The organism is Sporosarcina pasadenensis, from assembly GCF_047228845.1.
In the GTDB taxonomy this organism is placed as follows: Bacteria; Bacillota; Bacilli; order Bacillales_A; family Planococcaceae; genus Sporosarcina.
On sequence record NZ_JBFEGM010000001.1, the window covers coordinates 293714 to 315462 of the forward strand.

The window sequence follows — 21749 nt, forward strand, 5'->3', positions numbered from 1 at the left end:
TCCCCCCTATTTAGAGAATATGCATGCTATAATCCGTTTTCTTTGCAAGAAGTGTCCTAGCAGCCTTCCGATCGTCCGCCGTCTGAAAACTGACGACAAGGATTCCGTATACATCTGTGCGTGTTTCCACAATTCGTATATTCGTTATGCTGATTTGTTCATCGGCAAGTATTTTCGTAATTTCGGATATGACACCTGGATGATCCGGAATATCGATATGTAAATCGAAAGTCATATACAAAGCCCCTTGCACCGCACCTTTGAAAGTAGAAGGCAAACGGTCTCGGAATTCCTTTGCTTCGGAAAAGAAATCGTATATCCGATCGGGATCATTTTCAAGGATCATTGACCGGATCGACTTCATTTCTTTCAGCCAACCATCCAATTGTCCAAGTAATTCATCCCGGTTTTGAATCGTAATATCCCGCCACATCGTCGGATCCGCCGAAGCTATGCGAGTCAAGTCACGGAATCCGCCCGCAGCCAGATCTTTCACGAAAGGCTGCCCTTTTTCCTGATCAGCCAGTCTTCCGACGAGTGAAGAGGCGATAATATGAGGGAAGTGGCTGACGATTGCTGTCATTCGATCATGCTCGGCCGCATCCAAAATGACGATTTTCCCTTTTGAAGGTGTTAATAGATTGGACAGCCTATCGATTTGTTCAGCACTCGCACTTTGGGAAGGCGTCAACACGTAATAAGCATTTTCAAACAGATGCCCTTTCGCTGCTGCGATTCCGCTTTTATGGGAACCTGCCATCGGATGTCCGCCGATGAATGTCAATCCTCTATCTTGAAGTCTTTCAGCGGCTTGCATGATCGGATTTTTTGTACTCCCCGTGTCCGATAGGATGACATTTTCCTTGAACGTCCATTCCAGAGCTTCTTCCATCAATGCAATTGTCGTATTTACAGGAGTCGCAAAAATGATGTAATCAGCTTTTTCGCATGCCGCTTTTGCAGAAGGAGCAATCGTGTCAACAATACCGCGGCGGTAAGCTTCGTCCGCAGTTGCATAAGAACGGTCAAACCCCGTTACATGTATATTGCGTCCCCCACGCTTCAATGCAAGAGCTAAGGAGCCACCTATGAGACCCAAACCAATAATCGCTACATTTTCATTCATTGTTATCGACCTTTTTCTTGTAATAAAAGAGTAAACGCCTGAAGCACCCCTGTATTCTGCTCTTCCGTCCCCATTGTAATCCTTACATACCCAGGCGTTCCGAGCGCATTGCCGCTTCTGACGATATAACCGTGCTTCAAGAGGAATTCGGCAGCTTCATCAGCATCTCCTGGCACTTCAATCAGAACAAAGTTCGTTTCGGAATCAAACATATGGATTCCTTTCTCAGCAGCAAAAGCCTCATAACGTTTTCTTTGTTTTTCATTTAACTTCCGGCAATGTTCGATAAATGCATCATCTTCCAAAGCCTTGCTTGCAACCGCTATAGCAAGTGTATTGTTATTGAATGGGTTTCGCACTTTATTCAACTCCGTAATAATAACCGATGAGCCAACCGCAAAACCTATTCTGAAGGATGCAAGGCCATACGCTTTCGAGAATGTACGCATTACGAGAATGTTTGGAAAGCGATTCAATAACGTTATTGAATCCACATTTTGAGGGTCCGTCACGTATTCAAAATAGGCCTCATCCAAAACGACGAGGATATTTTCTGGTACCTGTTCTAAAAAGTGTTCCAGTTCATTACTTGGGATAAGAGTGCCGGTCGGGTTATTCGGATTGCACACCCAAATGACTGCGGTTTGTCCATTTATCGCACCGATGTAATCATTTAAGTCGAGGCGTCCATCCTTTAGAGGTATTTCCGTTACATCGGCCCCTTCAATTCTTGCATTGTGGGCGTATTGCGGAAACGATGGAGTTAGCATGATTGTATGGACTTGTTCGTCAAGCAATGCACGAGATATGATCGAGATGATTTCGTCTGATCCATTTCCGAAGAGGATCGATTCTTCATCGACACCGTGCTTTTCAGCCAGTTTCGCGCGAAGGTTTGTCGCATGTCCATCCGGGTAAATTTCAAACGGCATTGTAGTGCTGCCTAAAAACTCGGTTACGGTAGAAGCGCAGCCATATGGATTTTCATTTGAAGCCAATTTTACGACTTCATCCAAGCGATACGCCTTTTTCACATCTTCGGTCGATCTGCCAGGTTTATAAGGATTCATAGTACTTAGAGCTTTTTTCCATCGCATATGTATTCCTCCGGTCCAATGTCTTTTAGTTTTGCAAATCAGGTCGTAGCTTTACTGCTTCATTTTGATAAATATGCTTTATATCCATTTGTTTCGTTTCAGAATTGACATGCATGAGAATACGTATGCATAGCGGCATTGACCCTGGAACGTCCATTTCATGTGTACACATGACCGGTACGTATTTCCATCCGTCCAGTGTCCTGACTGCTTTTGCAGGAAATGCCGATTCAATATCCCGCGTCGTTGAAACGATGACTGAAACGATGTCATCAGGAGCTATACCATTTTCTTCTGCCATTTCCATCACCAATGTTCGTGTAGCTTCTAGAACTATATCTGATTGATCTGAGACAACGGTAGTTGCCCCCCTTACCCCTCTTACTGTCATGACCGCTCCCCCATTCCAATTCTTTTCTGCAATTCAAGAAAAACCTCTTCACATTCTTCTGCTAAAACTTTTTTCACAAAGGGTTTGCCCAGCTTTTCCAACATGACGAAATTCATTTCGCCGAATGCAGCTTTTTTATCTTTTTCCATGTATACAAGGAAACTGCTAAATGAATGCTCCATTACCGGAGCAAACGAATAGCCATTGTTCATAGCGAATTGAATGAAACGATTGGTGAATGATGCCTCAACCTTTCCATGGCGCTCACTTAGGATGAAGCTATAAGCCATGCCAATCATGACGCATTCTCCATGACTCAGCCCACCGAAGCCGCAAACCGCTTCGACAGCGTGACCGAATGTATGGCCGAAGTTCAAGTACTTTCTTGTGGAATGTTCAAATTCATCTTCCGCAACAATATCCGCTTTCACTTGGATCCCTTTTAAAAGCTCTACAGATAACCAAGTCTCTGACGGATTGGAGAATGTTTCTTCTGTCAACAGCAATTCAGCCCATTCCTCATTTGAAATGAAAGCATGCTTTATTAACTCTGCCATGCCGGAGCGGATTTCACGAGGAGGCAATGTCGTTAACAGCTTCGTATTATAAAGAACCGCGGACGGCTGATGGAAAGAGCCGACCATGTTTTTCCCTTCTGGCAGATTGATGGCTGTCTTTCCGCCTACTGCGCTGTCATGGGCAAGAATGGTTGTTGGGCATTGAATGAATCTGATCCCCCTCATATAAGTAGCAGCGACAAATCCCGCCAAATCTCCGCATGCCCCCCCTCCGAACGCGATGAGGATGGAATCTCGGGTGAAATTCTCCCTTACAAGGTAGGATTGGCATTCAAAATAGACTTCCTGTGTTTTGCACTTCTCCCCGGGAGGAACGATTTTCACCTTTGGAGTAACACCAGCTTGTTGTAAAGCCTCTAACAAAACAGGCAAGTGCAGGTCTCCGGCTCGTTTATCAGCGATGACACCGACCTGATCGGCACTTTGCAACAAACCGTTATACTTGGATGTAAACAGATCATATACATTGTCACCGATATGCACATCATATTGCGCATCAGGCAATTGAACGGTCAGTTTCCCCATGTCAGAACCCCTTTACATATTGTCTGTATCTCTCAATTTCTTCCTTCAAACCGTCCATCGTATCCGATCGGAATTCCTCCATGATCGCCTTTGCCATTTCGGTTGCAATGACATGCTCAGCTACGACAGAAGCTGCCGGCACAGCACAAGGATCCGATCTCTCGATTGTCGCTACAAAAGGCTCTTTCGTGTCAATATCCACACTTTCAAGCGGTTTGTACAGAGTCGGGATCGGCTTCATGACCCCACGGATAACGATTGGCATGCCGGTAGTCATTCCGCCTTCAAGACCACCGAGCCGGTTTGACTTGCGATAGTAGCCCAACTCTTCCGACCATGCAATTTCATCATGGACTTCACTGCCAGGTTTTTGCGCCATTTTAAAGCCCAAACCGAACTCGACGCCTTTGAATGCATTAATGCTCATCATGCCTCCGGCGAGCTTCCCATCCATCTTCCGATCAAACTGGACGTAGCTTCCGATTCCCGGCGGGCAGCCTTCTATGATGACCTCTACGACTCCACCGAGCGTATCTCCGCGCCCTTTAATGTCGTCAATGGCGGCAACCATTTGGACAGACGCCTCTTTATCAGCACAATAGACTGGATCATTCTCGATGATTTCTCGTAGTTCATCCATAGACAATCCGGAATACGAATCCGGATCGGTTGTAATGCCTCCGATTTCCGTCACATGTGCAATCGTGTGGATGTCCAATTGACGAAGAAACTGCTTAGCTACAGCACCTACTGCTACACGCATCGTCGTTTCCCTTGCAGAAGATCTTTCCAGGACATTACGCAGATCTCGATGTCCATACTTCATGCCACCTACAAGATCCGCATGCCCGGGTCGTGGTCTTGTGATTTGTCTTTTGATATCTTCGGGATTCACATAATCCGCTAACGGTTCGACTCCCATAATGCTCGTCCAATGCTTCCAGTCATCATTGACGACTGTCAATGTCACAGGTGATCCGAGCGTCTTCCCATGCCTTACTCCGGACGTGATGAGCACCTGATCTTTTTCTATTTGCATCCGACGACCTCGTCCGTGGCCGCCTTGACGCCTTTTTAATTCATCGTTGATCATTTCTGCCGTCAACGGCATTTGAGCGGGCAACCCTTCAATAATGGCTGTCAATTGTGGTCCATGTGACTCGCCAGCTGTAAAAAACCTCATTCCATTTCCTCCTTTATCTCTCTAGTTAAGGATGGATTAAACATCCGTTTCATAGCACTTTATCAAACTAAAACAATTTTGACTATAGATATTAATAAAAAAATCCGGAAAGTCTCCGGATTGATGCTACAAATGGCAGATTGTTCATAGCTTCTTGTAAAAGAATGTCTCTACCGATTCAAAGCCGTATTTGGCTGGATTGAAAATCTGCTCGGTGCTCCCGACGAAAAGAATTCCGCCAGGTTTTAACGCTTTTGCAAAATCGGAGTAGATCTGATCCTTCGCCTCTTCCGTGAAGTAGATCATCACATTCCTGCACACGATGAGATCGAAACCTGAACCGTACGGATCGCCTAAAAGGTTTTGCTGCTTGAACTGAACAGTCTTTTTAATTTCGTCTTTCACTTGATAATGCTGTCCTTCATTGACAAAGTACTGTTCCAAAATACTTTTAGGAACTTCTTTCAACGACCGTTCTTGATAAAGGCCGACTTTCGCACGCTCCAAAACTCCTGCATCGAGATCGGTCGCTAAAATGGATATATCTCTTAAAGGCACGTGAGATGATAAAACCATGGCAAGCGAATAGGGCTCTTCCCCGGTGGAACAGGCAGCGCTCCATATTTTCAGTTTTTTGTTATCGGCAAGCAGCAACGGGAAAATTTTCTTATCAAGGACGTCCCACCGTTGTGCGTTCCGATAAAATTCCGAGACATTTATCGTCATCCGGTCAAGGAATTCATCCAGGAGCTGGTTATCGTTATGTATGGCGGAATAATAATCCAAAAAGTTGCGGTATCCCCTTTTTTCATAGAGGGATGTGAGCCTTCTTTTCATTTGGGCTTCTTTGTATAGTGATAAGTCGATTCCAGTCTTTTTCTTTATTTTTGAAATGAAATCGATGTAGTCAGACATGAAAAATCCCCCTGGCAATCTTTTTCACCTATTATACCGGAAAGAAAGCGTTAAATGTGACACTTTCCAAATGTGTCTTCAATTGGACAAAGATACTTTGGAATGAAGCATGCTTTATCCTATAGAACAGGATTTCCGCTACAGGCGGACGCTTTCCGCGGGCACGACTCAATCTCCTCGTCACTGCGTTCCTGCGGGGCTTTCAGCTCGTGCTGTTCCCGCAGGAGTCGCCACCTTTCGCTTCAATCCTTAGTAGTCGATTTGAAATAAAATTAATAATATAAAATGTACGAGAGAATTTAACGCCTTTATTGCTTATGATTTTCCGGGTATCTTATTGTGTTTTACTTTCTATATGAATAGCTGCAGTTGTTTGGAGTGTAAGCGCGAGACTCCCGCGGGAAAAGCGTCAGGTGAAGACCCCGCAACGAGCGAAGCAGAGTGAGAAGGCTGAGGCGACGCCCGCGGTAAGCGAGTGCTGGAACGGAAAACAACTTCCCAAGTTGCAGGCTATTTATTATATTTCACTTAACAAAAAAACAGCCTGCGTTTGACACCGCAAGGCTGTTTGTGAGTATTTATTAGTTGATCCAGCTAACCATTGATTTGTCATAGCTGACAAGCTCTTCTTCTTTGAAGAAAAGATTGATTTCACGAACTGCAGATTCAGGTGAATCTGAACCGTGAATGATGTTTTTGCCGACAGTTACAGCGAAATCGCCACGGATTGTTCCAGGAGCTGATTCCTTTGGATTCGTCGCACCCATCATCAAACGTGCAGTCGAAATAACGTTTTCACCTTCCCAAACCATAGCGAAAACTGGTCCAGAAGTGATGAATTCTACAAGCTCCCCAAAGAAAGGGCGCTCCTTATGTTCGCCGTAGTGCTGCTCAGCAAGCTCTTGGCTGATTTGCATCAATTTACCGCCGACCAACGTGAAACCTTTGCTTTCAAAACGGCTTACGATTTCACCGATTAGGTTACGTTGAACGCCATCAGGTTTAACCATTAAAAATGTTCTTTCCATTTATAAACAACTCCTTCATGTATGTATGGAATTTTATCCTTACTGATCTTACCATTCGGATCACAATCTTTCAACTGGTATCCTTGCTTAGAACTTTCTTTTTCCGAGGAAGTCCGCAATTTGCAGAAGTGCCTTCTTCGCATCATTATCCGGCAAAGATTCCACTTCCGCAATCGCTTTCCTCAAGTACATATCGCTAACCTGCTGCGATTTTTCGATAGCGCCTGATTGCCGGATATAGGCAAGCATACGTCCGCGTTCATCTTCCGTCAATGAACCATCAAAAGAACGGTTCAAAAATGGTCGGAATTCAGGGTCATCTTTTATGTATAACGTTGGCAATGTCAAATGTCCGTTCAACAGATCGCTTCCTGCAGGCTTTCCAAGCTTTTCATCCGTCGACGTAATGTCGAGGATATCATCGACGATTTGGAATGCCATCCCTGCAAAATAGCCGAACCTCTTCAACTTCCCGACAACTTCCGGGCTAGCATTGGAGACAAGCGCTCCCAATTCACAACTGGAAGAGAGCAATAATGCTGTTTTCCTCTTGATGCGACGTAAATAGTCTCGGAAAGACTGATCTGTTTTTTGTTGGTATTCGAATTGAATAATCTCGCCCTTACAAATCTCCAACATCGTTTCCGCAAGCAATTGGTGAACAGCCGGCATTTCAATTTCACCGATGGAGACGAGTGCACGCGAAAAAATATAGTCGCCGGTATACATCGCAATCCGGTTATTCCATCTTGCTTTCACCGTCTCAAACCCTCTGCGGACATCGGAATCATCAATGACGTCATCATGCACTAAGGACGCCATGTGAATCAATTCCAGCGATACTGCCACTTTCGCCACATTTTCCATCGAATATTCACCGAACTTGGATGAAAGGATGACAAATATAGGACGTATCCTTTTTCCGCCTGCCCGCAGGAGCAGGAGGGATGCTTGTCGAATGACCGGGGAAGAGGAGTCGACGGATCGTTCAAGTTCCTTTTCGATGAATGTTAGATCCTTTCGGAAATCTGCATAAAGCGACATTAACTTCAATTTCTCCAAGACGATTACCTTCCCCTACTTGCAATTATTTGAATGCGATGTGCCCTGCTGCAGCCCCACCGCTATACTTCTTAAAAGACACTTCCTGAAAACCGGCATCTACGAACATTTGGGCAAGCTGCTCCGCTCCAGGGAAGTCGTCCGCCGATTCTTGGAGCCAAGAATACTCTTCGTAGCTTTTGGCAAAAAGCTTTCCAAATAAAGGCATGATGTATTTAAAATAAAAACGGAATAATTGGCGGTATACCGGAATTTCGGATTGGGACGTCTCCAAGCATGCAGCCATCCCACCCGGCTTCAGCACACGGTTCATTTCTTTAAGAACTTGTCCATAATCCGGAACGTTACGTAGCCCGAATCCAATTGTCACGTAATCGAAACTATTGTCCGGGAAAGGCAATTCCATTGCATTTCCTTGTATCAGATCAACCATTTCGTATTTAGCGACTTTCGGTCTTCCGGATGCAAGCATACTCTCACTGAAGTCAAGCCCGGTCACATAGCCGTCGGGGCCGACAGCCTCGGCCAAGGAAATTGTCCAATCTGCCGTACCGCAGCAAACATCCAATGCCCGGGATCCTTTTTTGACATCCATCCGCTTCATAATATCATTACGCCAATTTTTATGTTGGTTAAAGCTGATGACGGAATTCATCTTATCATAATCAACAGCGATCTTCTCAAAGACGTGATGGACTTTCTCTTCTTTGGACGTCCCCATGAGTCTTTCCCTTCTTTCTCTAAATAGGTTTACCTAATAGCGGCGTCGCAAACCTATGGATTTCCTGCCTTAAAAAAGGAGTCAAAAACCCTGCTTCTGCAAGCTCTTTTTGCAACCTTGAAGATAATACAGAAATGGCATCTTCAATATCTGCCTTTTTGATTCTGTTCCCTGACCATACACGCTCGATGGCCGGGTCATTCTTCAACTTCTTGAAGAACCAAATGAGCCCCAATGCCGATTCGGCAATTTTCGTGTATCTTGAAAAACCATATCTTCTATAAAATTCGCCGATACATCCCGATTCAATGCTAGTCATCGAATTGATGAGCATCTCGGTCCCATCATATTCTTCCATTAACAGGTCCGTTTTCGTCTCGTTAATGTGCCCGATCATTTCCGACATGGATGTGATGAGCTTGAAATCCGGAAGCGAAGATAACAATCGATAGTGGATGCCGCTGAAATGATCCCCTGATAGGACCATTAGCTGTTGCTCCTTGGAAGTAGCATCTAAGATGTCCACTCTATCATGCATGTCGAAGGCCGCATGTACAGCGCCTACTGCAATCGCAGATATATTCAGCTCAGAGGTCCATTCCTCGTCATTCAATAACGGTAAAAGGAGGAAAAACGCCTTCGCTTCGTCAAGTGGCATCTGCCCAAGCTCCCTATCCAATATGGGCTCTTGTATGGATTGTTCGACTTCGCTTATATAATTTTGTATATATCGATTGATAGTTTGTCTGTCCATCTTCGGTTCTCCATTCCAAGACCATGTGTGAGTAGGGTCCAGTATGTCTATTCTTTCCCATCACTGTAGACAATACCATGCGCCGAATGAATTTCGGCTTTGCCTCGAATTTTCATGGCCGACGTATGCTCAGTGAATTGGGCAATCATCACTTCCCCACGATCTAACTTTTCGGTGTGATGAAACTTTGTATCATTGCCTCTTGTCAGTCCGATGACATTCACGCCGTCTTCTTGCGCTTTGATCATAATAAATTCAGGGTGTGACATTTTTTCATCTCCTGTCATCCATATACATCACATCATATCATAGAAATGAATTGATCCGCAAAGGCATCAGATCACTTCAGAAGAGACAGAATTTCTGCTCTTTTAACATCGTCATGCTCGTAAATTCCACGTGCGACTGTTGTTACTGTTTTGGCACCGGGTTTTTTAATCCCTCTCATCGTCATGCACATATGTTCCGCCTCGACAATGACATAGACGCCGATCGGATTGAGCATGTCCATCATGGCGTTAGCTACAGTTGACGTAATCCTTTCTTGCAATTGTGGCCGTTTGGCAGTCGTTTCGACAGCCCTAGCCAATTTACTCAGTCCGGCAACGACTCCATTGCGCGGTATGTATGCAATATGGGCATGTCCGTAGAACGGCACGAGATGGTGTTCACACATTGAGTGGAACGGAATGTCTTTCACTAGTACCACTTCATCGTGATTCTCATGGAATACCGTTTCAAAATATTGTTTTGGATCTTTATGTAGTCCTTCAAAAACTTCCGCGTACATTTTCGCTACCCGTTTCGGGGTGTCGAGCAATCCTTCCCGTTCGGTGTCCTCACCTATCGCTTCTAGGATCATCGAAACTGCTTTCTCTATCTTACCGAGATCCACTTCTGTCATACAGACTTCCTCCTCATTGCAATCTAATGCTATTCCTTCAAAGATAGTAGCATACTCGCACGGATACGTACAGCAAGCGGATTACAGTTTCAGCACACATACATAAAAGGAGCCCGTCCACATGTATGTCAAGAGACATTGTGGAAGGGCTCCTATGTAAACTTAAAGATTACTTAACAGCATCTTTAAGCGCTTTACCTGCTTTGAACGCAGGAACTTTGCTTGCTGCGATTTCGATTTCTTCTCCGGATTGTGGGTTACGCCCTTTACGAGCAGCACGCTCACGTACTTCGAAGTTACCGAATCCGATCAATTGTACTTTATCACCTTTTGCAAGTGTCGATTGGATTGTATCGAATACAGCTTCAACCGCTTTAGTAGCGTCTTTTTTCGTCAGACCTGCCGCTTCGGCAACTGAGTTGATCAATTCTGTTTTGTTCACACCATTCACCTCCTCTCAAAGGATTATTGCATAAGTGCTTTGAACACTGTAAGTAGAGTAACATACTCAAAACCGCGGTGCAACAATATTATCAGCGTTTCCCTTCAAATTTGGCTTATTTGACCAAAAACAGAAAAAGACCCGTAATATACGGATCTTCCTAGTGTGTATACCTATACAATAAACGTTATCATGCCCTTATTGCCGTCATTGACCATTTGCTCAATTGTTTCTCTAAGCCTTTTCCTAGCGTTTGGCGGGACGGAAGATGTTTTGAATCGGATGCTTTCCTTCATCACTTCGTGCAACGGTGTGCCAAAGAGCTGTGTCTGCCAAAGAGCATCTCTGTCATGCAAGTAGGCGTTCTTCAATTCCTTCAGTAAGTGGTGGCTATGGAATTCGGAGCCGATCAATGGCGAGAATTCTGCGTCCATATCTATACGGATGATATGAAGGGATGGGGCTGCCGCTTTCATGCGGACGCCATAGAAGTTATTCTCCTTGATCAGTTCCGGTGGCGACGGCTGAAAATCGTCGATTGTAGGCAAAGCAACTCCGTAACCGCTCTTTTTAGCGGTTTCGATTGCTTCTGAGTACATATCATATGATTTTTTCGCTTTGACAGCGTCTTTAACAAAAAGAAGCCAATCTTTCTTTGTTTTCATCTCTTGCTGCATGATACTCTCGCAAACTTCACGAAATGCCTGCTCATCCATTTCAATATTTACAGTAGCTTTTCCTTTCCCCGCATCCACTTCGACGACTTCCGCGTGCCTGACGTACTTTTCATCCTTCAAACGTTCTGCCAGCTCTTGTACTTTCCGGATTTTTGATGCAACGAGGAATCCTTCATTGATGACATTGTCGATTGCTGCGTTCAATTCATGGTCGGATCCCAGCACATCCATCCAGTCCGGCTTTTGCACTTCAATGTCCGTGATTGGAAACTCGTATAAAGCTTCCTTCAGAATCAGTTGGATTTCCTGGGCGTTTAATTGGTCTGCACTAATGGCGATGACCGGAACCCCATGCCGTTCATGCAGTTGGTCCTTCAAGGCAACTGTCTTATCATGGGCCGGCATTTTGGAATTTAAGACAATGACAAACGGCTTGCCGATTTCCTTTAGTTTGCCTACGATTTCCTCTTCGGCCACCTCCGCAGCCGCTCTTGGAATATTGTTCACTGTCCCGTCCGTCGTCACTAGTATACCTATTGTGGAGTGGTCTCGTATTACTTTGTCCGTGCCGATGCGTGCTGCTTCTTCGAATGGGATTGGTTCGTTATGCCATGGAGTATGGACGTATTTTGGACCGTCCTCATCCTCATATCCTTTTACCCCATCAATCACATAACCGACACAGTCCGCAAGCCTAACTTGGAAGGATAGTTCCCCCTCCCCGATCGATACTTGGGTGCCTTGTGCTGGAACGAATTTCGGTTCAGACGTCATAATGACCGGACCTGGCGAGCTTTGAGGCAATTCATCTTGTGCCCTTGCCCTATCGCCTGCATCCGTCATATTCGGTATGACGACCTCCTCCATCACCCTTTTAACGAAAGTCGATTTTCCGACACGAACAGGGCCGACCACACCTATATAAATATCCCCGTCCGTTCTCCTAGCCAGATTTTCATATAATTCCTCTTTCATACTTAGCCCTCCTTTTTTCGCGCATATTAGTTTATGTAAACGAAAAACGTTTCATGCTAAAAATGCATGAAACGTTTTGATTTCCCTATGATGTTTGTTACTTCTTGTTCATAAAGACAGGTTCGTTTTTTTCATTCACCGTATAAGGCAAGGAATAGGCAGGCAAGATCGGGTTGGATTCGGACAGAAGGTGACGGATGTCTTCCCCTTCTTTCACATTCGGTTTTTCCTCTTGCAAGATTCTGTTTAAGTCTATGGAATAGTCCACATAAAAATGACCGTCCCCTCCAACGACAATCGGCAGCAATGCGTCTGAATATGGACTTTCAACTTTCAAAGGCTCTTTGAACCCCATCGCTTCGAAATCGATCTCATACACATTTTCTCCGACTGGCTCTTTGAACGGAAGTTTCCCATTAATATGCCTTCTAAGGTTCAAATCACGAATACGTTCCGCGGTTCTTAAATCAACAAGTTTCACTGTCGGTTTTTCCTCGACATCCATAAGTACATATTGGTAAATACCACCGTTCTCATAGGCGTTAGACGGGATTTTCTCCGTATAAGCCGGCACTATCTTGGAAAATTCAATCGGATACTTTATGTACAAATCCGTTTCTTCTTCTCTTGTCTTGATAGGAAGAAGGCCTCCGGTATTTTCCTTATACGCATTGACCGCTTTTTGAATTGCTTCAATCTGGTCTTCGTAAGGGTTTTCCCGCACAGCTTTATCATCAGCCGGATACATGCATCCCGACAGAAGAAGCAAAACGGCAGCGATCGATAAAAACAATATGGATCTTTTTCTAATCATATTCATCTCGCTCCCCCCGTTGGCCCGCTGAATACAAGGTAAACCATCGCGAAAAATGAAAATATCAACAAGGAATACGCGATAAGGGCAAATAAGAATTTTATTAATCTATTCGATAGTTTATGTCTGCTCAAATAGATGAGTCCCATGGAAATTGCCATGAAACCCATTGCGTAAAACGACAGCCACATTTTATCCAAAGAGGACAAATGAATCATCCTTTCGTATCTCAGAACAACTTATTTGAAATAAATATCTTCAATTTCTTGTTTTTTCATCCTGTTCATAAGCTGATCGACAGCTTCCTTCGGCGGGACATTATCAAAGAGGACTGAATACAACGCCTCAGTTAACGGCATTGACACATCATGGCGTTTGGAAAGTTGATAGGTGGCCTTTGTCGTACGGACGCCTTCAATGACCATCCCCATACCGGAGATGACATCCTCCAACGACTTCCCTTGGCCCAACATATTGCCTGCCTTCCAATTCCTTGAGTGGACGCTCGTACAAGTTACGATCAGATCTCCTAGACCCGTCAAGCCCGAAAATGTAAGAGGATTCGCCCCCATTTTCACCCCAAGTCTCGTGATTTCCGCTAAACCTCGAGTAATAAGCGCCGCCTTGGCATTATCTCCATAGCCGATGCCGTCGGTGATTCCTGCAGCAAGGGCGATGACATTTTTTAATGCAGCTCCTATTTCAACCCCAATGAGATCATCATTCGTATAAACACGGAAATATTGGTTCATGAATAGATCCTGTACATGCTCCGCCGCCTCCGGATCAAATGAAGCAGCAGTGATTGTCGTCGGATGACGAAGGACGACCTCCTCGGCATGGCTCGGACCTGAAAGTGCAACAATCGCCTTTCGTTTGTCCAGTGATACTTCCTCCTCAATCACTTCGGAAATCCGCTTCAATGTATCCGGTTCGATCCCTTTAGACACATGAACGATCAGCTTGGAATTGCCCGCAATCTTATCGATGTCTGCGGACAGGTTCCGAATAGCTTTCGTCGGAACCGCAATGACGATAATATCGGCATGTTGTACAGCGGCTTCCAAATCGGATGTTGCGTTTAAATTCGCAGGCAATGTAATGCCCGGCAAATACGAAGCATTTGTATGTTGTTCATTTATTTCGGCAGCTTGTTCCGCCCTTCTCGTCCATAGCAGGCAATCATGGCCATTTTCTGCAAGGACGAATGCGATTGCAGTCCCCCAGCTTCCTGCACCGAGCACTGACACTCTTTCCATTACATTCACCTCATTATCAATTATGCATTTCTGCATATTACGCTTCGCTATCAGAAAACCATTTGCTAAATAAGTTAATTAACTTCTTGCGCGCGTAATAAGTCGGATTGGCGTTCCTTCGAACCCGAACGATTCCCTTAGACGATTTTGCAAGAATCGTTCATATGAAAAGTGCATCAATTCCGGTTCGTTGACAAAAACAACGAAGACCGGGGGCTTGACCGCTACTTGGGTTGCATAATAGATGCGCAGTCTTCGTCCTTTGTCAGAAGGAGCAGGATTGCGCGCGACCGCATCTTCGATGACTTCATTTAGAATGCTTGACTGGATTCGCATTGCATGGTTCTCACTGATCATTTTTATTTGGTCGAACAACGTTGTGACACGTTGCTTCGTTTTTGCTGAAACATAGGCAATCGGCGCGTAATCAAGGAACAGGAAGTTCTTTCGGATATCTTCATTGAATTTGTTCATTGTTTTGTCATCTTTCTCGACAGCATCCCATTTGTTTACAACAAACATGACACCTTTCCCAGCTTCCTCTGCATATCCAGCAATCCGTTTATCCTGTTCGCGGATCCCTTCCTCACCGTTGAGGACAATCAGCACGACATCCGATCGGTCGATTGCTTTCAGCGCACGTAGAACACTGTATTTCTCCATGTTTTCGTACACTTTGCCTTTTTTACGCATGCCGGCTGTATCGATAATTTTATACTTTTGACCTTCAAACTCATAGGTAGTATCGATGGCATCCGTTGTTGTTCCGGCTACGTCACTAACAATGACCCGATCTTCTCCGAGCAAGGCGTTCACGAGCGAAGATTTCCCTACGTTCGGTCTTCCGATCAATGAAAAACGGATGACGTCATCCTCTTCGACTTCTTCACCGGCTTCCGGGAAACTTGCAGCAACAGCATCCAGCAAATCACCGAGTCCAATTCCATGAGAACCCGAGATTGGGTATGGGTCGCCAAAACCGAGTGAATAGAAATCATAGATCATATCGCGCATATCCGGATTATCGATTTTATTCACTGCTAACACTACAGGCTTCTTCGTTTTGTATAGAATCTTGGCAACATGCTCATCCGCATCTGTCACGCCTTCTCGCCCGTTTGTCAAAAAGATGATGACATCTGCTTCTTCGATGGCTATTTCGGCCTGTGCCCTGATCTGCTCAAGGAACGGCTCGTCTCCAATATCGATGCCGCCTGTATCAATCAAATTAAAATCATGCGCGAGCCAGTCTGCCGAACTATATATCCGGTCTCTCGTTACGCCAGCAACGTCCTCTACTATCGAAATTCGTTCTCCAACGATTCGGTTGAAGATGGTCGACTTTCCTACATTCGGCCTTCCAACGATCGCTACGGTTGGTTTACTCATTATAAAACACCCTTCCAATATATCTCTTGTGTATTATACAGAACAAAAGCGCAGGGCGCCAGCCTAGTCCCGACAAGCGCTGAAAGACCTGCCGGAAAGGCGCACTTTGCCTTTTCGACAGGTCTGAAGCGACTCGAGGGACTGGCGCCCGGAGTCTAGACGTACAAAAAAGATGATGATGCCTATGTAAGCACCATCACCCATACAGTTGCAATTCATTCGTCTGTTCGATAATTTGACAAAAATTACTCAGTGAACTTTTTCAGTTGATCTCCGATGACATCGCTCAAGGAGAAGCCCGTTTCTTCTTTCATTTCATAATCACCGTATGATTCGGTTTCTTCCTTCTCAAGAAGGTCTTTGATGCTGAGAGATAGTCTTTTTTCCTCCGCATTTACGTCGACAACTTTCACATCGACTTTTTGACCTTCCTCCAACACTTCATGAGGCGTTCCAATGTGCTGGTGGGAAATCCGTGAAATGTGGACTAGCCCTTCTACACCCGGGAATACTTCAACGAATGCACCATAGGATACAAGGCGCTTTACAGTGCCTTCGAAGACAGATCCTTTCGGCGCTCTTTCTTCTATGTTTTCCCACGGTCCTGGCAATGTCTCTTTGATTGATAATGAAATACGTTCCGAATCGCGGTCTACTGAAAGGACTTTCACTTTCACTTTCTCTCCTTCTTTCAACACGTCGGACACTTTTTCAACATGCTCATGGGAAAGCTGTGAAATATGCACTAGCCCATCCACGCCGCCAATATCGATGAAAGCTCCGAAAGAAGCAATGCGTTGGACAGTTCCTTCGAGCACTTGCCCTTCTTTCAATTCTTCAAGGACCTCATCTTTTTTGTGTGCTTTTTCCTCTTGAAGGACGGCACGATGAGAAAGGATAAGACGATTTTTCTCCTTGTCCATTTCAACGATTTTAAATTCCATCGTACGCCCTTTATAGTCTTCGAATGATTCAACGAAATGATCTTCAACAAGTGACGCCGGGATGAAGCCGCGAACGCCGAGATCGACAACGAGTCCGCCTTTCACGACATCCTTTACTTCCGTTTCGATCGTTTCCTTGTTATTAAATTTCTCTTCTAGGGAATCCCATGCATTTTCCGCATCGACTTTCCTTTTGGAAAGGACATAATTTTCATCTTCCACTTTTGTGATGATCAACTCTAGTTCATCTCCGACTTGTACTGCATCGGATGCTTTTTCAATGTGGAGACTTGATAGTTCACTGATGGGGATGACACCATCAAACGGCGCTCCAGTAATTTCGACCAATACGGATTTGTCTTCGATCTTTGTCACTTTACCAGTGACACGGTCGCCTTCCTTATATCCGTTCATTTCATCCAAATTCATTTCTTCAGTCATATGTAGTCCTCCTCCATAATGAATCCTATCTCTATATTATTCGAATCGATGCATAAAAACAAAAAATTACCCTTATTAATTTATTTATGCTCTTCCAAAAGGATACGAATTTCATTCATGATCACTTCTGTCACTTCTTCAGCAGACGCCTTGCTTTCCCGGTAGGGAGCCATCTTGATCGGTTTGCCGTAGACCACCCTCAACGTGCGAAACGGCTTATACGGCCCGATGATAGCGCACGGCATCACATCCGCATCCCCTTTTAACGCAAAGAAGCCCGCTCCCGCAAGCCCTTTTCCGAGTTCACCGGTCTTGCTTCTTGTCCCTTCCGGAAACATGCCGACTACTTCGCCGCCTCTTAATAGTTTCAAAGCCTTCCTGAAAGCTTCACGATCGCTCATACCTCGTTTAACAGGAAAGGCGTTCACTTTTGGGAGAATGGTTTTCAGGATCGGAACATTGAATAGTTCCTCCTTCGCCATGAAGTGAACGGTTCGTGGGCAAGTCATTCCAACTACAGGTGGATCGAGATTATCAATGTGGTTCGTGCATAGAAGCACTCCACCTTCAGAAGGGAAATTTGCCGCGCCAATCACTTTAACTCGATAAAGCGGATAGAATATCGTACTGACGAGAAATTTGCCGAAAGGATATAAATTCATCTTTCCATCCTCATTTCCGCGAGTTCAATCACTTTGTCGACCACTTCGTCGATGGATTTGGAAGTCGTATCGAGGAGTATAGCATCCTCCGCTTGCTTCAGAGGGGATACTTCCCTTTCACTATCTGCGCGGTCGCGCTTTTCAATTTCCTCTTTCAATTGACTGAGTGATGAATGGATTCCGCGCTTTTCATTTTCCTGATAACGCCTTTCAGCCCTCTCATCAACGGAAGCGGTCATGAATATTTTCAAATCGGCATTCGGAAGAACTTCCGTGCCGATGTCACGCCCATCCATGACGACGCCTGAGTCGTTCGCAAGCTTCCTCTGCTTATCCACCATCATTTCCCGGACGGTTGAATGTGCGGCCACTTTGGAGACGGCTGCAGTCACTTCCTGGGATCTGATTTCGTCTGAACAATCGACTCCATCTATCCATACCGCTTGGCCTCCATTTTCGGGGATCAATAGAATTTCCGTCTCCTCCAGCAACTTCGCCAAATCGTGATCGCTATCCATATTTATGCCCGACTGAATCGCTTTATGCGTCAAAGCGCGATACATAGCTCCTGTATCGATATAGGTGTAACCTAATTTCTGTGCAATCCTTTTTGCAATCGTGCTTTTGCCTGCAGCTGCTGGCCCGTCAATTGCAATAATAATTCCTTTTAACATATCATCTACCCCCGAATTCAATTCGAAAACATTGTATCACAATCTAGCTTCAGGTGGCAGGTGCTCGGGTCATAAGTCAAAGTTGCTGTGTGGCAAAGAACGCCACTTCGCATCTTCGTCTTATGCCTGTCACACCTGAACGCCACCTTCCGCTTTTTAATAAAAAAGGGAAAAGTCCTGAACAAACAGGTCTTTCCCCTAAGTAATACCTTACTTTGCATTCCTTGCCTGCAATTGTCTTTCAAAGCAGAAACGAATGATGTTCTGTCTATCCGTCATATCCATATTGGCAAATTGCATAGAAGCGATCCGTCGGTCATCTTTTTCCCAAATCCGTACCGCTTTTGCTTTCGTCCGGATGTACTTGATATCATCATTAACAAAGGGAAGTGCAATTGTCAGCTCAACATTTTCCGACCCTTCGAACGAATCTTCCTGTCCGATGTTGACCGCTATTCCACCTGCACTAATATCTTCTGCGACGTATTGATGAAAGAGACCGCCGGAATTTACAGCGACATCGATGGCAGTCTCCACCCTGACAAACTCGCGCCGTTGAATTTTGATCAATTGATCGTCGCCGGGATAAGTCAATTTCAACATTGGAATCCCATTATTCATTCTGCCTATCACTTCTGATCGGAATGCATAGGACACTTTATTCTCAACGAAAGAAATTAGCAACTGCGTCCCATCCATGAAGAAGGCAGTTTTTCCCAATTCAATATGTGTCGGATAATCAATCATTACAAAGCCGTCCCCGTAGTCGACAACTTTACTTTTATACTTATCGCCGGTTTCGGTGAAGTCTTTATCGATCGTTATTGTCGTTCCAATTGAAAGACGCATTGCAATACACCTACCTTTACTATATATGTCCATTATGTCATGGGTAGGCATAAATTCCAATATCGAATTTCATTACGTTTGGACTACATCCCGAATCAGTCGAGTTTTTCCGTTTTGATCACTTCAGATGTTTCAGTATCTACGATCACATTGTATGTTCCGATATGTCCATTCTCATCGCGCGTTACCTTCAAGTAGTGCGCAAGCCTTTGTTCCAACCTATCGTTTTCCACATAAGCAAGTTCATTTTCTACTACTTGGACATCTTTATGGAAGAATTCCTTCCAATCCATTTTTTTGATCGATTGTCTATGGAGTTTTTCTTTGCGAATGTATTCCGCAGCGTTCAATCCGATGATATCCCCTGTATCCTTGGCGAGCTTCAAGTGGATGACGTCTGAGAATACTTTTGCACCGTAAAACGGCTCTTCCCTTACAAATACAAAATGCCAAGAAGTGTTATTCTCTCTCGACTCTTCATAAACGACGTCTTTATAACCGGCAGCCTTCAAGAATTCTTCTGCATTCCTTTTAATATCTTCAAAAGGAAGGGCTGTCTTCCCAAATGGCCGTTCAGATAGATAGGAAAGCACATGTCCTCCTTTTTCGGTAATGTCAATGTACCCAATGGACTCCCCATCAGAGAATCGTATGTGATAAAACGGGTAAGGGGATCCTGGCTTGCTCGTTTCAACACCGATCACGTCATTGGAAACTTGCGGAAACAATGTCTTGAAACGGTCTACCGCTTCCGCCTGTGTCACTTTTGCATCATCGATGTTTTTCAGTTCTTTCTTTTTCATCGCGTCAGACTCACTTGCAGTGAGCGGGAAATCCGCTTCTGTGTATTGCTTTACGGAGGTGCCCATATTGGACCAAGCGATATTGGGATTTGAGGCATCCAATCGATGCGTCCATTCGTCCAACGAATATCGCCTATCGAAAATACCTGCCGTTGCCACCATCCATTCATCTTGCATGGCGCCGAGATTTTTCGATGCTTGTGTCATCACTTTGTGATACTCGTCAGGATTTGATAACCGATCTGCCTCTTTTGCGTAATTGCCTATTCTCCCAAGATAATTTATCCAAGAAGTTGAAACGCTTGTATCGAGAGGCAATGACGCGACGGAACTCTTTATATCCGAGGATAGTCTCCAAATATCTTCCCTCGCCTTTTTCGATTCCTCGGAATTATTGAACAGAAGCGTTTGTTTCACGGCAGAATTAAGTTCATCAAGTTTTTCCGAAGCTTCGGCCATTTGATTTGCATATTGGTTGCTCAATGCTATGGCCAGTTTTTCATTTTCTGTCGTTTTCGTATAAGCGAAAACAGAAACGACGACAAGTGCATAGGCAAGTATGAATATCATTTTTTTCATAGTCAACGTAAACAGCCCTTCCTTATAGAGCTATTTTCAATCCACCTTTCACATAGCCATCAATGGCAAAAGATATGCAAGCCGATTTTCTTGATTTGTGGTCTTGACCAAATCCATTTACTCGTTGCGGTGATCGGATTGAAATAATAAATGGCGTTTTCTGAAGGGTCCCAGCCATTCAACGCATCAAGTACCGCTTCTTTCGCCCGTTCATTCGGCTCAAGCCAAATTTGTCCGTCGGCTACCGCGGTGAAAGCTAACGGTTGGAAGATAACACCACTGACCGTATCAGGGAAATCGGGGTGTTCCACCCGGTTTAATATTACGGCTGCAACCGCCACCTGGCCTTCATACGGCTCCCCCCTCGCTTCCCCATAGACGGCATTGGCCATAAGCTTCAAATCTTGCTCGGAGTATTTGGAAGGTAAATGCGTGTTCTCCTTTGTGCCTCCCCCTTTCTTTACTTGTGCTGAAAGTGGAGTACTTCCATAGTGGGTGAACTGATTCCCTCTCCTCAAATTATCCATGACAAATTTTTCATCGTAAGAGGAAGCTGCAGTCAGTTTCTTTTTCGTTTTCGACCCGGCGATGCCATCTATCGGCAGACCATACTTCTCTTGAAATGAACGTAACGCCCAGTAGGTTCCATAGCCGAATTTCCCGTCAATTTTGCCGTTATAGAACCCGATGTATTGAAGTCTCGCCTGTAGTTCGATTACATCGTCCCCTGTTGCCCCTCTAGCAAGATCGCGGCCACTGAAAGCATCAATTGTTACTGGGGAAGTTGCATATGCCGATCCAAGCAATAATGCAATTACCACTATTCTTATTAAAAATTTCTTCAATTTCATACCCTCCTTTCTTTCAGTTTGTCCAAACAAAATCTTTTTAATATCCTAAAGACATAAAAAAAGATCCGGCTAGTCGCCAGATCAATGCTTACATTTTTGAATACTA

The 21749-nt window shown here is 44.7% G+C and carries 24 protein-coding genes; all 24 read right to left on the bottom strand.

Annotation, left to right across the window (positions count from 1 at the left end):
- Nucleotides 1–10 precede the first annotated feature (10 nt).
- Nucleotides 11–1126 (bottom strand): prephenate dehydrogenase, encoded by a 1116-nt coding sequence (locus tag AB1K89_RS01475; protein ID WP_413053044.1) that lies wholly within the window; start codon nucleotides 1124–1126, stop codon nucleotides 11–13.
- Nucleotides 1127–1128: 2 nt separating this feature from the next.
- Nucleotides 1129–2223 carry a histidinol-phosphate transaminase gene (hisC, locus tag AB1K89_RS01480; protein WP_413053045.1) on the bottom strand — a complete coding sequence of 365 codons (1095 nt, stop codon included), beginning with the start codon at nucleotides 2221–2223 and terminating at the stop codon, nucleotides 1129–1131.
- Nucleotides 2224–2248: 25 nt separating this feature from the next.
- The gene (gene aroH / locus AB1K89_RS01485; RefSeq protein ID WP_413053046.1) at nucleotides 2249–2614 is read right to left on the bottom strand and encodes a chorismate mutase; all 366 of its coding nucleotides are present in this window, start codon (nucleotides 2612–2614) and stop codon (nucleotides 2249–2251) included.
- Nucleotides 2611–3717, bottom strand: coding sequence for a 3-dehydroquinate synthase (gene aroB / locus AB1K89_RS01490; protein WP_413053047.1), 1107 nt, complete (start codon nucleotides 3715–3717; stop codon nucleotides 2611–2613). The genes aroH and aroB overlap by 4 nt, the downstream gene beginning before the upstream one ends.
- A 1-nt stretch (nucleotide 3718) precedes the next feature.
- Nucleotides 3719–4900 (bottom strand): chorismate synthase, encoded by a 1182-nt coding sequence (gene aroC, locus AB1K89_RS01495; RefSeq protein ID WP_413053048.1) that lies wholly within the window; start codon nucleotides 4898–4900, stop codon nucleotides 3719–3721.
- 144 nt (nucleotides 4901–5044) lie between these two features.
- Nucleotides 5045–5815: a CheR family methyltransferase gene (locus AB1K89_RS01500; RefSeq protein WP_413053049.1), complete on the bottom strand. Its 771-nt coding sequence runs from the start codon at nucleotides 5813–5815 to the stop codon at nucleotides 5045–5047.
- A 581-nt stretch (nucleotides 5816–6396) separates the two neighbouring features.
- Nucleotides 6397–6843 (bottom strand): nucleoside-diphosphate kinase, encoded by a 447-nt coding sequence (gene ndk / locus AB1K89_RS01505; RefSeq protein ID WP_413053050.1) that lies wholly within the window; start codon nucleotides 6841–6843, stop codon nucleotides 6397–6399.
- Nucleotides 6844–6930: 87 nt separating this feature from the next.
- On the bottom strand, nucleotides 6931–7905 hold the full coding sequence (locus AB1K89_RS01510; RefSeq protein WP_413053051.1) for a polyprenyl synthetase family protein: 975 nt from the start codon (nucleotides 7903–7905) through the stop codon (nucleotides 6931–6933).
- A gap of 25 nt (nucleotides 7906–7930) precedes the next feature.
- The gene (locus AB1K89_RS01515; protein ID WP_413053052.1) at nucleotides 7931–8626 is read right to left on the bottom strand and encodes a demethylmenaquinone methyltransferase; all 696 of its coding nucleotides are present in this window, start codon (nucleotides 8624–8626) and stop codon (nucleotides 7931–7933) included.
- 19 nt (nucleotides 8627–8645) lie between these two features.
- Entirely contained in the window at nucleotides 8646–9380 is a 735-nt protein-coding gene (locus AB1K89_RS01520) for a heptaprenyl diphosphate synthase component 1 (protein WP_413053053.1), read from the bottom strand.
- Nucleotides 9381–9427: 47 nt separating this feature from the next.
- Nucleotides 9428–9649 carry a trp RNA-binding attenuation protein MtrB gene (gene mtrB / locus AB1K89_RS01525; RefSeq protein WP_413053054.1) on the bottom strand — a complete coding sequence of 74 codons (222 nt, stop codon included), beginning with the start codon at nucleotides 9647–9649 and terminating at the stop codon, nucleotides 9428–9430.
- Nucleotides 9650–9720: 71 nt separating this feature from the next.
- A complete protein-coding gene (gene folE / locus AB1K89_RS01530) occupies nucleotides 9721–10284 on the bottom strand; it encodes a GTP cyclohydrolase I FolE (RefSeq protein ID WP_252503446.1) in 564 nt (187 codons plus the stop codon).
- 169 nt (nucleotides 10285–10453) lie between these two features.
- Complete coding sequence (locus AB1K89_RS01535; protein ID WP_147059822.1) at nucleotides 10454–10726, bottom strand: HU family DNA-binding protein; 273 nt, start codon at nucleotides 10724–10726, stop codon at nucleotides 10454–10456.
- A 173-nt stretch (nucleotides 10727–10899) separates the two neighbouring features.
- Nucleotides 10900–12378 carry a stage IV sporulation protein A gene (gene spoIVA, locus AB1K89_RS01540; RefSeq protein ID WP_413053055.1) on the bottom strand — a complete coding sequence of 493 codons (1479 nt, stop codon included), beginning with the start codon at nucleotides 12376–12378 and terminating at the stop codon, nucleotides 10900–10902.
- Between the two features lie 97 nt (nucleotides 12379–12475).
- A complete protein-coding gene (locus AB1K89_RS01545) occupies nucleotides 12476–13198 on the bottom strand; it encodes a hypothetical protein (RefSeq protein WP_413053056.1) in 723 nt (240 codons plus the stop codon).
- Entirely contained in the window at nucleotides 13195–13401 is a 207-nt protein-coding gene (locus AB1K89_RS01550) for a DUF2768 domain-containing protein (protein ID WP_252503449.1), read from the bottom strand. The genes AB1K89_RS01545 and AB1K89_RS01550 overlap by 4 nt, the downstream gene beginning before the upstream one ends.
- A 30-nt stretch (nucleotides 13402–13431) precedes the next feature.
- A complete protein-coding gene (locus AB1K89_RS01555) occupies nucleotides 13432–14451 on the bottom strand; it encodes an NAD(P)H-dependent glycerol-3-phosphate dehydrogenase (RefSeq protein WP_413053057.1) in 1020 nt (339 codons plus the stop codon).
- Between the two features lie 78 nt (nucleotides 14452–14529).
- Nucleotides 14530–15840, bottom strand: coding sequence for a ribosome biogenesis GTPase Der (gene der / locus AB1K89_RS01560; protein ID WP_413053058.1), 1311 nt, complete (start codon nucleotides 15838–15840; stop codon nucleotides 14530–14532).
- Between the two features lie 245 nt (nucleotides 15841–16085).
- Nucleotides 16086–17225, bottom strand: coding sequence for a 30S ribosomal protein S1 (gene rpsA / locus AB1K89_RS01565; RefSeq protein ID WP_413053059.1), 1140 nt, complete (start codon nucleotides 17223–17225; stop codon nucleotides 16086–16088).
- An 80-nt stretch (nucleotides 17226–17305) separates the two neighbouring features.
- Nucleotides 17306–17887 (bottom strand): lysophospholipid acyltransferase family protein, encoded by a 582-nt coding sequence (locus AB1K89_RS01570; RefSeq protein ID WP_413053060.1) that lies wholly within the window; start codon nucleotides 17885–17887, stop codon nucleotides 17306–17308.
- On the bottom strand, nucleotides 17884–18561 hold the full coding sequence (gene cmk / locus AB1K89_RS01575) for a (d)CMP kinase (protein ID WP_413053061.1): 678 nt from the start codon (nucleotides 18559–18561) through the stop codon (nucleotides 17884–17886). The genes AB1K89_RS01570 and cmk overlap by 4 nt, the downstream gene beginning before the upstream one ends.
- Before the next feature lie 210 nt (nucleotides 18562–18771).
- Nucleotides 18772–19410, bottom strand: coding sequence for a flagellar brake protein (locus AB1K89_RS01580; protein WP_413053062.1), 639 nt, complete (start codon nucleotides 19408–19410; stop codon nucleotides 18772–18774).
- Nucleotides 19411–19505: 95 nt separating this feature from the next.
- Nucleotides 19506–20792, bottom strand: a complete 1287-nt coding sequence (locus tag AB1K89_RS01585) for a PepSY1/2 domain-containing protein (protein WP_413053431.1) — start codon at nucleotides 20790–20792, stop codon at nucleotides 19506–19508.
- A gap of 59 nt (nucleotides 20793–20851) precedes the next feature.
- Nucleotides 20852–21643 carry a spore cortex-lytic enzyme gene (gene sleB, locus AB1K89_RS01590; RefSeq protein WP_413053063.1) on the bottom strand — a complete coding sequence of 264 codons (792 nt, stop codon included), beginning with the start codon at nucleotides 21641–21643 and terminating at the stop codon, nucleotides 20852–20854.
- Between the last annotated feature and the right edge of the window lie 106 nt (nucleotides 21644–21749).